General features: G+C 39.7%; 12 protein-coding genes, 2 tRNA genes and 1 pseudogene. 11 read left to right on the plus strand and 4 right to left on the minus strand.

From position 1 onward, the window contains the following. The 3 genes and pseudogenes from V7K53_RS10665 to V7K53_RS10675 form a co-directional block, all read left to right on the plus strand. Nucleotides 1-76, plus strand: a pseudogene (locus V7K53_RS10665) (photosystem II protein D1); the annotation flags it as partial. 1,163 nt (nt 77-1,239) lie between these two features. Then, nucleotides 1,240-3,555, plus strand: a complete 2,316-nt coding sequence (locus tag V7K53_RS10670; RefSeq protein WP_335197483.1) for a PAS domain S-box protein — start codon at nt 1,240-1,242, stop codon at nt 3,553-3,555. 7 nt (nt 3,556-3,562) lie between these two features. Further along, on the plus strand, nt 3,563-5,062 hold the full coding sequence (locus V7K53_RS10675) for a hybrid sensor histidine kinase/response regulator (protein ID WP_335197484.1): 1,500 nt from the start codon (nt 3,563-3,565) through the stop codon (nt 5,060-5,062). Nucleotides 5,063-5,077: 15 nt separating this feature from the next. Here the strand turns inward: V7K53_RS10675 and trhO are convergent, their stop codons facing one another. After that, nucleotides 5,078-5,992, minus strand: a complete 915-nt coding sequence (gene trhO, locus V7K53_RS10680) for an oxygen-dependent tRNA uridine(34) hydroxylase TrhO (RefSeq protein ID WP_335197485.1) — start codon at nt 5,990-5,992, stop codon at nt 5,078-5,080. A gap of 71 nt (nt 5,993-6,063) precedes the next feature. Between trhO and V7K53_RS10685 the strand changes: the two genes are divergently transcribed. The 3 genes from V7K53_RS10685 (at nt 6,064) to V7K53_RS10695 (ending at nt 8,425) form a co-directional block, all read left to right on the plus strand. Beyond that, nucleotides 6,064-6,136 (plus strand) — tRNA-Ala (locus V7K53_RS10685). 276 nt (nt 6,137-6,412) lie between these two features. After that, on the plus strand, nt 6,413-6,859 hold the full coding sequence (locus V7K53_RS10690) for a DUF2127 domain-containing protein (RefSeq protein WP_335197487.1): 447 nt from the start codon (nt 6,413-6,415) through the stop codon (nt 6,857-6,859). Nucleotides 6,860-7,018: 159 nt separating this feature from the next. Next, a complete protein-coding gene (locus tag V7K53_RS10695; protein WP_335197488.1) occupies nt 7,019-8,425 on the plus strand; it encodes a lysophospholipid acyltransferase family protein in 1,407 nt (468 codons plus the stop codon). A gap of 8 nt (nt 8,426-8,433) precedes the next feature. Here V7K53_RS10695 and V7K53_RS10700 read toward each other — a convergent pair whose 3' ends face one another. After that, nucleotides 8,434-9,609 carry a sulfate ABC transporter substrate-binding protein gene (locus tag V7K53_RS10700; protein WP_442940480.1) on the minus strand — a complete coding sequence of 392 codons (1,176 nt, stop codon included), beginning with the start codon at nt 9,607-9,609 and terminating at the stop codon, nt 8,434-8,436. Between the two features lie 528 nt (nt 9,610-10,137). Here V7K53_RS10700 and V7K53_RS10705 point away from each other — a divergent pair. The 4 genes from V7K53_RS10705 to V7K53_RS10720 all read left to right on the plus strand — a co-directional run bounded on the left by V7K53_RS10705 (nt 10,138) and on the right by V7K53_RS10720 (nt 11,941). Next, on the plus strand, nt 10,138-10,407 hold the full coding sequence (locus V7K53_RS10705) for a DNA-binding domain-containing protein (RefSeq protein ID WP_335197490.1): 270 nt from the start codon (nt 10,138-10,140) through the stop codon (nt 10,405-10,407). Nucleotides 10,408-10,605: 198 nt separating this feature from the next. After that, a complete protein-coding gene (locus V7K53_RS10710; protein WP_335197491.1) occupies nt 10,606-10,869 on the plus strand; it encodes a hypothetical protein in 264 nt (87 codons plus the stop codon). Next, a complete protein-coding gene (locus tag V7K53_RS10715; RefSeq protein ID WP_335197493.1) occupies nt 10,869-11,156 on the plus strand; it encodes a hypothetical protein in 288 nt (95 codons plus the stop codon). Before V7K53_RS10710 ends, V7K53_RS10715 begins: the two co-directional genes overlap by 1 nt. A gap of 17 nt (nt 11,157-11,173) precedes the next feature. After that, the gene (locus V7K53_RS10720; RefSeq protein ID WP_335197494.1) at nt 11,174-11,941 is read left to right on the plus strand and encodes a hypothetical protein; all 768 of its coding nucleotides are present in this window, start codon (nt 11,174-11,176) and stop codon (nt 11,939-11,941) included. 190 nt (nt 11,942-12,131) lie between these two features. Here the strand turns inward: V7K53_RS10720 and V7K53_RS10725 are convergent. Further along, a tRNA-Ala gene (locus tag V7K53_RS10725) sits at nt 12,132-12,204 on the minus strand. A 345-nt stretch (nt 12,205-12,549) separates the two neighbouring features. On the opposite strand from V7K53_RS10725, the gene V7K53_RS10730 reads away from it, so the two are divergent. Continuing rightward, complete coding sequence (locus V7K53_RS10730) at nt 12,550-12,669, plus strand: hypothetical protein (protein ID WP_335197495.1); 120 nt, start codon at nt 12,550-12,552, stop codon at nt 12,667-12,669. 239 nt (nt 12,670-12,908) lie between these two features. On the opposite strand, the gene fabD is transcribed toward V7K53_RS10730, so the two are convergent. Further along, nucleotides 12,909-13,790, minus strand: a complete 882-nt coding sequence (gene fabD / locus V7K53_RS10735) for an ACP S-malonyltransferase (RefSeq protein ID WP_335197497.1) — start codon at nt 13,788-13,790, stop codon at nt 12,909-12,911. Nucleotides 13,791-13,852: the final 62 nt, after the last annotated feature.

The raw sequence follows: 13,852 nt of genomic DNA on the forward strand, positions 1-13,852 counted from the left end.
TCACAACTTCCCTCTCGATTTGGCTGCTGGCGATTCTGCTCCTGTAGCTCTAACTGCTCCTGCTATCAACGGTTAATTCTGAAGTTTAGCTAAATCAAAAAGCGCTCTCCTTTTATGGAGAGCGCTTTTTGTTTTAATGTATAGGAATTACAAGTTGCTTTAACCCACTTTTCCTAACAATTTAAAATATATAGGAATAGACATCACTTATCGAACAGAATTCAGGAGTCAGAATTCAGTTGGGTATTCTGTATGACACAACAACCGACTCAGTGCATCGCTGGCGGATAGTGCAGCGTTAGCGAGTCTGTGAGCGTCTGAATAATCAGCGTTTAAGACCCCCACAAAACAAGAAAATTTGGTGGTCAACAAGAAAGTTGCGGGTCTGAATGCCCGACTGTAAGCGTTGCGTTAGCGACTCTTCTCCCTTCGCGTAGCGTCTCGTAGAGAAGGGGAGACGCTAAGAGCGAACGGGCGTCTTGATTCTGACTTCTGACTTCTGAATTCTTCTTCAACAATAATAAATTGACGCATCCCTAATTAGTTCTGTCAATTACTACGTAAACGACTTGAGTTAAGCAAAAATATATATATTTCTAGCCAATTTTTCACTATAAGGAACCATATTTCTTCAATATTTATATAATTTGAAGATCAAAACCGTTGAATTTTCTTGCTTCTAATTTCATCAAGTATTGCTATGGTAAAGCCCTAGCCAATGCTTCTATGCTGACAGTTTTTATAGATTGTAATAAATTAATCAGGATTTTTAGTATTAAATATTCGGCAAGTCCAAGTTCCTATTTCAGGTGTTTTTCGTAAAATCCAGACAATTTTATCATTAAATAATACTTATTGCGAATGAAGACTCTTTGTTGTTTTATCATAAATTGCCACATTCTTTAGTATGTAGGCATTTCAGGCTATTTTATCTTCCCCCTCGCTGTGCAAGTGATATTTTCTTAGTGTAAACTATCAGACATATTTTACACTGCGAGATTTACATAAATATTGAACCGATATGTACCTCTGTAGGAAGTCTCTTTGAGTACAGACCAATTTTTTATCCCTAACTAAATATCAAAGAGCTTATAGATGAAATTCTGAATCAGCAAAACATTGGATCGTAAAAAAAAAATTTGCTAAAAAATTATTATTATTATTTTAGATTTAAACTCATTAAATTTTAGTAGGTAATAAAAACTTTTATCACAACGCCACTAATGCTATTTTCTGAAAATGAATGAAAGCCAAAGAAGTTTTAATTTACTTTTCTCTAAAAATCCCAATCCTATGTGGGTATATAACCAGAATAATCTGCAATTTTTAGATGTAAATGAAGCTGCTATTTTTCACTACGGCTACTCACGAGAAGAGTTCTTACAAATGCGAATAACTGACATTCGCCCTTCAGAAGATGTGCCTCTCTTGCTTGAATATTTACGACAAAAGCATTCTAGCTTGGACTTTACTGGACGATGGCGACATCAGCGAAAAGATAGACAGATTATTGATGTTGAAATTTTCACACAGACAATAGACTATGGCAGTTATAAGGCTCGATTAGTTCATATACGAGATATCACAGAACACAAACAAATAGAAAGAACTCTTCAACAAAGTGAAGCTAGATTTCGAGTTATTTCTGAAGCTATTCCTGTTCCATTCATTATTTCGCGTGTGTCTGATGGGTTGATTTTATACGCTAATACAGAGTTGTTTCAAACATTTCAGTTTTCTCCAGAGTATTTAGTTAATCGCAAAAAAATTGTAGATTTGTATCATAATTTTACAGATTTAGAAGCACTGTTAATAGTTCTTAATCAACAAGGTTTTATTCATAATTATGAACTGCAATTAAAAAAAGCAGATGGAACTTATTTTTGGGCGATCGCTTCTTTACAATATTTAGTTTTTAACAATGAATCAGCCATTTTAACAGTATTTAATGATATTAATGACCGCAAAAATGCCGAAACCAAACTCCAAGAACAAAATGAGTTTTTGCGAATCATTTTTGAAAGTATACCATTGATGATTGCTTTGATCAATGCTAATGGTGAACTCCAGTGGGTAAACCAAGAATGGGAAAATATTCTTGGTTGGAAATTTCAAGATTTCCAAACTCGTGATGTATTGGAAGCACTATACCCTAATCCTGAATATCGGCAGTATGTAATTAGTTATATGCAGTCTGCACAACGCATTTGGGGCGACTTTATAACTCAGATGCGTGATGGTCGTTTATTGGATACGTCTTGGACTAATGTTTGCCTTTCAAATGGTCAAATTATCGGTATTGGGCAAGATATCACAGAACGTAAGCAAACTGAACTAGCTCTAAAAGCCCAAGCCGAACGGGAGCAATTGATGCGAACTGTTGCTCAACGGATTCGTCAATCATTGAATCTTCAAGATATTTTGAATGCAACAGTTCAAGAAGTACGAGATTTACTTGGGGTTGCTCGAGTAGTAGTTTATCAATTTAACTCCGAGATGATCGGCACAATTATGGCAGAATCAGTGGAACCCGGATGGACGGTTTCTTTAGGTGTAGAGATTCCTGATACGTGTTTTCAAACAGGTGCAGGATTTGAATATTATCAGGGACGCAAACGAGCGATCGCTAATATTTATGAAGCTGGACTAACTGATTGCCATATTCGCCTATTAGAACAATTTGAGGTGAAAGCAAATTTAGTTGTGCCGATTTTACTAGAAGTAAGCTCTCAAAACTCTGGCTCTCACATTTGGGGTTTACTGATTGCTCACCAATGCTCTGGTTTTCGGGAGTGGGAAGAAAATCAATTAGATTTGCTCGATCAAGTGACAGTCCAATTAGCGATCGCAATTCAACAATCCAGCATCTTAGCGCAAGCTCAAACGGAACTTGTTCAAAGACAAAAAGCGCAAATAAAGTTAAAAACAGCCTTAGCTGAAAAAGAAGTTCTTTTAAAAGAAGTTCATCATCGAGTTAAAAATAATTTGCAAATTGTCTCCAGTTTATTACAACTTCAGTCTCAAACACTCAAAGATCCAGAAATAATCAAAGTTCTTCGAGAAAGTCAAAATCGAATTGAGTCAATATCTTTAATTCACAAAAATTTATATACTTCCGCTAATATCGGGCAAATTGATGTCGCTGACTATATCAGTAATTTAGCAGCTAGCTTGCTAATTTCCTATCAAATATGCCCTGGTAAAATTGGTCTAGAAACTGATATAGATTCAGTAAGCTTGAATGTCGATCAAGCTATTGCCTGTGGATTGGTGATTAACGAATTAATCTCCAATGCCCTCAAACACGCTTTTCCCAATCAACAAGTAGGCACAATCAGTATTGCTTTACACAATATTGGCAATAGTATCGAGATGACTATCCGAGATAATGGGATTGGTTTACCAGATAATTTAGATTGGAGAAATACTGATTCTTTGGGTCTGTCGTTAGTACATGACTTGGTTACAGAACAACTAGAAGGCGATATTACTCTAGAACGCGATCGTGGAACAGTATTCAAAATTAAATTCACGCAGTTAACTTTGCATCAGTAAATATCAAATGGGTCAAGCTAGGATTTTAGTCGTTGAAGATGAAGTGATTGTAGCTAGAACTATTGCTAATCAACTCAGTCAGCTAGGATACATTGTTACGGGTACAGCTTCATCTGGAAAAGTTGCCATTGCCAAGGCATCGGAAACTCAACCAGAACTAGTATTAATGGATATTATTCTCAAAGGTGATATGGACGGTATTGCTACCGCCACTCAGATTCGCGAGCAGTTAGATGTACCTATAATTTATTTAACCGCTTATGGCGACGATCATACTTTAGAAAGAGCCAAAATTACCCAACCTTTCGGATACATCGTTAAACCATTTACTACAAAAGATTTAAAAATTGCGATCGAGATTGGTCTGTTAAAACATCGGTTAGAACGCGAACTGCGGGAAAATCGAGATCAGTTAGCAACCCTTTTAAACTCAATGAGTGATGCTGTAATTGCCGCAAATGAGCAGGGAAAAATAACATTTATGAATCCTGCGGCTGAGACGCTGACTGGTTGGCAGCAAAAAGATGCTTTAGGAAATGAGGCGGCGAAGATTTTTCATATTGTCAATGAAGTTACAGAGGCTACATTAGAAAATCCTGTGACAAAAGTGCTGCGCGAGCAACAGGTTGTTTATTTAGGGGAATTCACATCTCTGATTACAAAAAACGGTAAAAGAGTCCCCATTGGCGATAGCGCTTCACCACTGAAGCGAGGAACTGACCAGATAAATGGTGTAGTAGTTGTTTTTTGGGATCTTAGCGAACGATATCAAACAAAATTGCTAGAGCAAGCATTACAGAAGGAGCAAGAACTTAACCGTCTCAAGTCTCTATTTATCTCTACCGTATCTCATGAGTTCCGTAATCCTCTAACTGTTGTTCAAACCGCAGTAGAACTCATGGAAATGCAAGGAGCAAATTTGACAGATACAAAAAGAGGCATATATTTAAAACGAATTCAAGGTGCTGTCCAATCTATGGAACAACTCATGGAAGAAGTGCTATTTATGGGTAGAGCAGAAGCAGAAAAACTCATATTCAACCCTGCTCCCCTTAACTTAGAGCAATTTTGTCGAGAGTTACTCGAAGATTTTTTGATGGTTAAAAGCAGTATGTGTGAAATTGTTTTTACCTGTCATAGTGAGAATACATCGGCTGTCATGGATGAAGGACTCTTACATTACCTATTTGGAAATCTTCTCTCAAATGCGGTTAAATATTCTCCCCAAGGTGGCAAGATTCAGTTTGATTTAATATGTGACCCAATTGAGAAAGTAGCAACTTTTTACATTCAAGATCGGGGTATGGGTATTCCCGAAGCAGACCAAGCTCGACTGTTTGAATCATTCTACCGAGCTTCAAATGTCAAATCAATTCAGGGTACTGGATTGGGGTTAGTAATCGTTAAAAGATGCGTTGATGCTCATCAGGGCCAAATCAGTGTCACAAGTGAAGTTGGAATTGGTACTACATTTACAGTAATTTTGCCCTTAAATTCTGAATCATGATTTATAAATTCTTCTTCAACTCACATCCTGATTTTTGTTGCCAACTTGGGTTTGGTAATGGCGCCATTTTTCCTGCTGACGCGCTCTTTTCTCCTCGGTGAGGCTATCAAAACAATAAGGACAGGAAATACCTTGCTCATATTTAGAAGACACTTTATCTTCCTCAGAAATCGGACGCCCACAACAGAGGCACAACTCATAACTTCCTTTCTCCAACCCATGACTAACGGCTATCCGCTCATCAAAAACAAAACATTCTCCTTCCCATAAACTTTCTTGTGCTGGAACTTCTTGCAAATACTTAAGAATGCCCCCCTTGAGATGATAGACTTCTGCAAAGCCTTGGGCAAGCATAAAGGATGAAGCTTTTTCGCAGCGAATGCCGCCTGTACAAAAGAGAGCAACCTTTTTGTGTTTGGTTGGGTCGAGATGGTGGCGCACATAATCAGGAAATTCGCGGAATGATTCAGTTTGGGGATTTTCTGCCCCTTGGAAAGTACCGATATTCACCTCATAATCATTGCGGGTGTCAATCACGGTTACTTCTGGATTGGAAATTAAATCATTCCATTCTTGGGGATTGACATAGATGCCAACTTGCTCGTTTGGGTCAATTTCTGGCAACCCCAAAGTAACAATTTCTTGCTTCAACCGCACCTTCATCCGCTCAAAAGGTGGAGTTTCGGTATAGGACTCTTTGGATTCTAAGTCTGCTAGACGGGGGTCAGAACGCAGAAACCAGAGAACTGAGTCAATGGCCTGACGCGAACCAGCAATTGTACCGTTAATCCCTTCAAGTGCCAGCAAAATCGTCCCCTTGACACCTTGTGCTTGGCAGTAAGACAGCAGAGAATCTCGTTTTTCGGCAAAATCTGGCAGCTTCACAAATTTATACAGTGCTGCAACAACTTGGATATTTTCTGGCTTCATCCCTTTGGTAATAGAACAATATAAGTTACAATAACAACGGTAATCAAAGTTATCTACTATTTTAAGTTTATGGGGGTTTAGCTCAGTTGGTAGAGCGCCTGCTTTGCAAGCAGGATGTCAGCGGTTCGAGTCCGCTAACCTCCATTGGGAATGTTTGATTAAAGTGTGCGATGCTTGCGATTTCTGCTCGCCTACGCAGATTCAAATTAATTAAAACCCCATTCATTATCAAAACATGGGGTTGTTTCCCTTGCTAGGCAAGGGCTTCGGGGAGAGGAATTTATGGTATGCATCCATTGCACTGATTCAAAACCGTACTTAGTTAAAAGAATCTCTGGATAAGGAGGTAAACTCTCACTTGACAGCACTCAGGTAATCTTGCTCATTCAAAATTTGACTTATCTATACTTAGGGGGTTGTTTGGAAAAGCGTCCATTGGGGTTAGTGGCAATTGTTATTTACAAATCATTTGCCGCCTTGCTGCTTATGGTTACTTCGATCGCTTTATTATTGACATTAAAAAATTATCAAATTCTACAGGCGTTTTCAGAAAATTATGTTTTAGAAGGTAAATCGATAATTATTGATTGGCTTTTAAAAAAAGTTGTCAACTTAAATCCTAGAACTCTGGCATTTAGCGGTATCGGAACCGGAATCTATGCTATTGTTACTACTATTGAAGCTGTTGGTTTATGGTACGAAAAGCGTTGGGCGCATGTCTTGGTGTTGGGACTTGTCAGTATCAGTATTCCACCAGAAATTTATGAATTGATTCAGGGAATATCTCTGATAAAAATATTCGTTTTTTTGTTGAACTTAGCAGTGTTTGGCTATCTATTCCGGAATTTTCCTAAACATGCAAACTAATTTTTAATCCAACGATCTATCGTTGAAAAGTTTAGAAGTGCTGAGTAACCGAGAGGTGAAACGTGGTGATTGAAAGGTTTGACGACAAGAGGTTACGGGTTTATGCAAAACCAAGACCCCACGTTGTACAATCGCTAGAAATACAATCTGGAGAGCAACTTGCCTAGATCGATTCAGTCTACACAACCACCACTAAAATTTATTCCCCAACGGTTGAATCCTTTGGTACTCCAGATTGTTCGGTGGTTACTGCCGATCGCACTACGGTTTCGCACTCGCCCTTGGCTCCCGGCTGGGATTGTCAAGATTGAAGCCACGAATGTTGAAGTATTAGCTGAACTCTATCAACAATTTCAGGCTGGAAAAATTCGCTTTTTGTTGGCATTTCGCCACCCAGAGGTAGAAGATCCCCTCTGTATGCTGTATTTGCTTTCTCGGATTGTGCCACAAGTTGCTCGTCAAAAAGGTATTACATTAAAATCCCTGGTTCACAGCTATTTTCTTTATGACCGAGGTATGACAGTTTGGGCTGGAAAGTGGCTAGGTTGGCTGTTCTCTCTGCTGGGGGGTGTGCCGGTTCGTCGTGGTAGGCGACTAGATCGGCAAGCTATCCAAAATGCACGGGAGTTGTTTGTTAATGGCGCACTACCGATCGCAGTGGCACCGGAAGGCGGTACTAATGGTCATAGTGGCATTGTTAGCCCCTTAGAACCTGGTGTTGCTCAAATGGCGTTCTGGTGTGTAGAAGACTTAGAAAAAGCTAACCGTTCTGAGACTGCGATCGTTGTACCGATCGCCATCCAGTATCGCTACGTTGAGCCACCTTGGTCTAAACTGGATTGGCTGTTGAGTAAGTTAGAAGCTGATAGTGGCTTGAAAGTTTTGGAAACTGATTCGGGCAATAGCGAAGAGATTTACTATCAACGCCTCTGTAGGTTGGCTGAATATCTGATTACCGAGATGGAAGAGTTTTATCGTCGCTTCTATCATCAAGACATTCCAAAAACCATCTCAACTGATGAATCTGCTAGTGCTAATCAGGTATTAATTGCCCGACTCCATCGCCTACTAGATAAGGCTTTACAAGTTGCCGAGCAATATTTTGGAGTTCAAGTGCAGGGTAATTTTATTGACCGTTGTCGCCGTTTAGAAGAGGCTGGCTGGAGTTACATTTACCGAGACGATTTGCCAGATATCAATGCTTTAGCACCTTTCAAACGCGGTTTGGCAGACTGGATTGCAGAAGAAGCCGACTTGCGAATGCGGCACATGCGGATAGTGGAAAGTTTTGTTGCAATCACAGCTACTTATATTCAGGAACAACCGACGGCGGAACGATTTGCGGAAACAGCTTTGCTTGTATTCGATATGCTTTCTAGAATTCAAGATACAACACTTCCTGGGCGACCTCGGTTAGGTTTGCGACAGGCACAAATCACTGTGGGGGAGCCAATTTCAGTTACAGAACGCTTCAGAAATTGTCAGGGCGATCGCCAAGCGTCAAAACAAGCTGTGAGCGATTTGACAAAAGATTTGCAAATCGCTTTAGAGAAGATGATTAGATAACAGAAATTCTAAGACTTTTTCGCTCGAATTTTGTCAAATATTGCACCTTCATCAAAAAATTTCTTTTGAATTTCGTCCCATCCTCCTAAATCTTGAGCTTTGAAGATCGTTTTAATTTTAGGAAATTTGCCTTCCGTTTCTTTTGTAACAGTCAAGTCAACAGGACGAAATCCTAATTTGGTAAACTCTCTTTGCGACTCTGGAGTGTAAAGAAATTTGATAAATGCTTCGGCAATCGGACGAGTACCATGTTTATCAACATTTTTATCTACAACAGCAACAGGATTGTCGATGGAGATATTAATATCAGGTACAATATATGAGATTTTTTTACCATTTTTTGCTAGCAAAATCATCTCGTTTTCGTAGTTGAGCAGAACATCTCCTTGATTATCGTTAAAGAATAGTTCACTGGCATTTCGAGCCGTTTTAGGTAACAAAGGTGCATTGTTATAGACTTTAGAGGTAAAGTCCATTGCTTGATTTTCATTTTTGCCAGTTTTTGTTACAGAACCCCAAAGACTAAGGAAATTCCAGCGAGCACCGCCAGAGGTTCTAGGGTCAGGTGTAACCACATTTACGCCATCTCGTGCCAAATCTGCCCAAGTTTTGATGTTTTTGGGATTACCCTCACGAATAGCGATCGCGTCTAGAGATTTGGTAACAATTGCATCATTAGGCGCTTCTTTTTCCCACCCAGGTTGAATAAACCCTGCCTGAACAAGTTTATTAATATCAAGGGCAAGTGACAGGTGTACCACATCAGCTTCTTTACCGTCAATCACAGCAAGAGTCTGGGAACCCGATCCATCATAACTTTGATTAAAAGTGACGTTTTGGTTATGTTCTTTCTTCCACTGTTCGATAAATTTGGGAATGATCTGTTGGTATGCTGCGCTAGTAACTGAGTAAGAAACAAACGTTAGTGTTACATCATTCTGGGAAACTGCGCCAGTATTACCAGTATTATTGATATAACGTGGAGAGCAGGCAGCCATCACGACACTCAAGCTAACTCCCACTAAGAATAGGGACGTAACACCCAACGAAGAATACTTATACAACCAATTTCGTATTAGTTGTATGCGCCACTGTCTTGCAGCGTGTAAAGCTTTAACAATATAAGTCTGAACTAATTCAGTCAAATATCTCCTTGATTTAAAAGTACGTTGCCCCTGGTTCATCAAATTTTTCCCTTAAATCTGCGGTAACTTGATCTAGATACTGTTGTTAAGGGGCATTATAAAACAGTGGTTAAGGATAAATAACTTTTTATTAACCTAAATTTAAAGAAATTATCTCCGTATCGAAATCAACCAGCCAGAAGCGATCGCTGTTCAACTAAGCTTGATACGACAACAAGCATTAGTTGTCGCTTTTGACAACCAATAGCTGACCATTAAATGTGTTAGCGGAGCTTAAGGAAGTTATCGCGTACAAATTTTGTCAACCTAAAAATAAGGATTCCAGGTTTTAAGAGCGGCCACTTTATCCTTGAAAAGGGACCATATTATGCGACAACAAGCAATAGTTGTCCAAGAGGCACTCTGAAATCCTTATTCTTTCGTCAATGCGATCGCACTCAAAGACGTTGGATTGCTAGCTACCGAAAAGCTGAAAAAATATACACAAAAGGTTTTATTGGACTATTTCCCAGACATAAGAATAAGGGCTGGTATAGAAAAGGTCTTTCAGAAGAAGTGCGATTGCTGATGGAGGAGCATATTGGAGAAAATTACGAGAATATCAAGCAGCCTTGTATCCGTCACGCCTACGAATCTTTCAAAGAAATATGCGATCAAAAGGGATACAAACCTCCCAGCAATGAATCCTATCGCCAAGCAGTAAGAAATCGTCCTCTTCACGAACAAATTAAAAAGCGCATGGGCGATCGCGCTGCCTATAAAGAGGAGCCTTTTTACTGGTATCTGTATCGAGAAGAAACACCTCCCCACGGCGTCCCTTTGAAATTGGTCATATAGACCATACAGAGGCGGATGTTGAACTCCTCAGTTCAATTATGTTGAACCTTGGCGTTGATTACAGCAAGATAAATGAGATCCCCAATATGGGAAAAGCTTGGGTAACACTGCTAATAGACGCTTACAGTCGAAGAGTATTAGCGATCTATATGACCTTTGATCCACCAAGCTATCGATCCGACATGATGGTTCATCGAGATGGAAGAGGCTGCTCTTACTCCAGCGTGGCGTCAAGCAAAAAAAGCTATACAAGTTCAGCGGCAGAAGGATAGAGAACTTAAGCAAGTTCATGCACAGATTAAAGGGCAATTAATTGAGCCTGATAAAGATGGTTTGCTCACTATTGACACTCCTATTGCTATTGCGACTGAAACATTAACAGTGCAACCAACAGAAACTTTTAAACCAGAAGTTGATGATGTAGATTTGGATGAAACTTTTGAACCTTTAGAGGAATGGTAATGGTTATTCAATATGGATTTCCACGTGAATTACTTGACCAGTCAATTCAGGAGCGGATAAACTTTTTCAAAAAGCCTGATGTCACATTTATGCACCGAAATTTGCTGGCTGAACGACGCGCAACTAGTCAATTAGTTTTCGAGCATTTACTTTGGTCGCTGGATGTAGTTAAAGTTTGCCCACATCACCAGCAAAAGTTGAGTCAAAAGTGTCCTCATTGCTGTCAGACAAATTACGTTTTGGCTTGGCGATTGCGGCCAGGATACTGCTATAAATGCTTGACTTGAATTGGCTTGGAATACCATTGGACAATCAAATAAGCGATCGCCAAAATTTAGAAGAGCATGATTTACAGTTTGAAATATGGATCGCACAAAGTGTAGGTGAGTTGCTTGCTAAAGCCCCATATTTGACACCTTTGCCATTAAAAGACAGCATTACTAAGGCATTGTGCAGTTACGTATCTCAAGTTGCTGAGGGAAATGTAGCTGCATTTGCTCGCCAGCTTCAGATACCCAGAAATACGGTATGGGTTTGGTGTAAAGGTGAGAATCAACCTTCAATCAAGGCTCTTTTACAAATTTGTTACTGTCTGAAAATCTCCCTACTGGATTTCTTAATACAAGGAGTAAAATCTGCAAATTCTTTTCAAGCAGTGCGACTACTACCACTTCAATCAAAACCTCAGACCAGGGCAAGTGCAAAGTCTTTTGATGCTAACAAAGTACAACAAAATCTAGAAGCAGTGCTTGAGAGTAATGATTCCCCATCACCATCAATGGAAGAGGTTGCTAGGCGTTTGGAATGCGACAGAAGAACTATTTTTAGGCATTTTCCAAGTTTATGTCATGCCATCTCTGCCAAATACCTCAGCGATAGAAAGGCGATTCTTCTGAGAAACGTACAGCAGTCTTGCGATGAAGTTCGACAAATTGCCCTAAGTTTACACAATCAGGAAGCATATCCGTCTGAAGCCCGCGTTTCAGAACAGATGAGTATGCCAGGATACTTAAGATACAGAGAAGTCCGTACAGTATTGCAAGAGATACAATGCCAATTTGGCAAATGCTAACTTAAATTTGCTTCGATCCATCGAGCAATCATTTCTTCTATGCTTTTCCTTCCCTTGCTTTCCCTCTCCGTTGTGCGACAATTGACAAGCATTAGTTGTCCTTTGAGAACAACAAGCATAAAATGACCATTTTGGACAACTAGTGCTTGTTGTCGCAACACAACGGTTTTGAGTAGTTAGATTTGAATAATGGAGCTAAGCGGATTCGAACCGCTGACCCCCTCAATGCCATTGAGGTGCGCTACCAACTGCGCTATAACCCCACAACCTTTAATAGGTAAGCTTTTAAAGCTTACTAATTAGTTACTATGAACTGCATTAACTTAAATATTATGCAAGTTTATGCAAGTTAAGTCAAGACAACTATATTAAGTTATATACCAGATAGTATGTCTAATTCAGCTTGACGTGCCTTAATTTCTACAATCACCGTATGTATTTTTAGCAGTGTCAGCTAAATTTTAAGATAAGTATTTATGTATGATTATCATTGAACAGAAGTCTAGTAAATCTTAATCTTAAACGACCTTTCAGTTTATTTATGTAAGGGGTAAAACCTGAGTAATAGTGGTATAGACTGCATCAGTGTTGGAAAATTAACTGCGCTAGTGGCATTTTCCCCCGACGGTCAGCGGATTGTCAGTGGCAGTGATAATGAAACCATCCGTATTTGGGATGCAAGTACTGGGGACTGTCTGTGGGTAGCGATCGTGAGGCAGCAGCCCTGAGTTAAAAGAAAAACTAGTATAAAAAATCTATGTCCGTAAGTAACCGCGAACGAGTTGGTAGGGTGCTAGACCTTTTGAGAGATGGCTTATATTATATCCTTGTGACAACTCCTCAATAGTCCTACAATGCCTTATCCCGCTACACTACAGGTTGGTAGGAGTACCCTTGCAAAGTTATAGATAGCACTGCAAATAATGATTCTCGTGTCTTTACCCTACCTAATAGAAGCTAAAAAAAGTTAAACAGGTAAATCACTAGCATTCTGGATGTTTTGTAAAATCAAATCAGGGCTATTACGTTTAATCAAGCCAGTTAGGACTTTACCAGGACCAACTTCCATTACTCGCTCGATACCGTTAGCTGGTAATTGCAGACAAATTTCTCGCCATCTTACAGAACCAGTCATTTGTTTGTTCAGGCGTTGTTTCAAAATCTCAGCATCAATAGACAGAATTGGTTCGACATTAGACAGCACTGGCACAATCGCGGGTTGAAATTCCACAGATTCTAAAATGTCTTGGAATTCTGCAGCTGCTGGTGCTATTAAATGTGAATGAAATGCTCCAGAAACTTTTAAGGGAAGCGCACGCTTTGCTTTAACTTGAGTCATCACCGCTTGTACAGCCTCAGTCGTACCTGAAATTACCACCTGAGCCGAACTATTATCATTTGCTATCACCACATCAGGTGTTAGAGAAATGACTTTTTCTAGCTGTTCGCGGTCAAAGTTTATCAAAGCTGCCATCATCCCACCGATGGCGCTATCCATGAGTTCTGCACGACGCTTCACCAGATATAAACCAGCCGACCACTCAAAGACACCCGCTATATAAAGGGCAGTATATTCTCCCAAGCTGTGGCCAGCAACTAAATCTGGCTGGTGTCCTCGTTCTCGAAGCAGGTCAGCAAGAATGCTTTCAACCACATAAAGACTTGGCTGAGTATAGAGCGTCTGTGATAACTTCTCTTCTTGAGTTTGACAAATTTCAGTCACAGACCAACCCAAAATATCCTCAGCTTTGGCAAGCTTGTCTTTAGCGGACGGTATATCTAGTAAATCCATTCCCATTCCCAGCGTTTGGGAACCTTGTCCGGGAAACACCCATGCAGTTTTTGTCATTTGTCAATAGTCAGTGGTCATTGGTCATTTGTCATTGGTCATTTGTCATTCACAAAGGACAA

This window comes from Nostoc sp. (assembly GCF_036917355.1).
GTDB lineage: Bacteria > Cyanobacteriota > Cyanobacteriia > Cyanobacteriales > Nostocaceae > Nostoc.

Coding starts and splice junctions, on each gene's coding strand:
- V7K53_RS10700 (WP_442940480.1), bottom strand. CDS start 9,609: ATGAACCAGGGGCAACGTACTTTTAAATCAAGGAGATATTTGACTGAA.
- trhO (WP_335197485.1), bottom strand. CDS start 5,992: ATGAAGCCAGAAAATATCCAAGTTGTTGCAGCACTGTATAAATTTGTG.
- V7K53_RS10705 (WP_335197490.1), top strand. CDS start 10,138: ATGGAGGAGCATATTGGAGAAAATTACGAGAATATCAAGCAGCCTTGT.
- fabD (WP_335197497.1), bottom strand. CDS start 13,790: ATGACAAAAACTGCATGGGTGTTTCCCGGACAAGGTTCCCAAACGCTG.
- V7K53_RS10715 (WP_335197493.1), top strand. CDS start 10,869: ATGGTTATTCAATATGGATTTCCACGTGAATTACTTGACCAGTCAATT.
- V7K53_RS10670 (WP_335197483.1), top strand. CDS start 1,240: ATGAATGAAAGCCAAAGAAGTTTTAATTTACTTTTCTCTAAAAATCCC.
- V7K53_RS10675 (WP_335197484.1), top strand. CDS start 3,563: ATGGGTCAAGCTAGGATTTTAGTCGTTGAAGATGAAGTGATTGTAGCT.
- V7K53_RS10710 (WP_335197491.1), top strand. CDS start 10,606: ATGGAAGAGGCTGCTCTTACTCCAGCGTGGCGTCAAGCAAAAAAAGCT.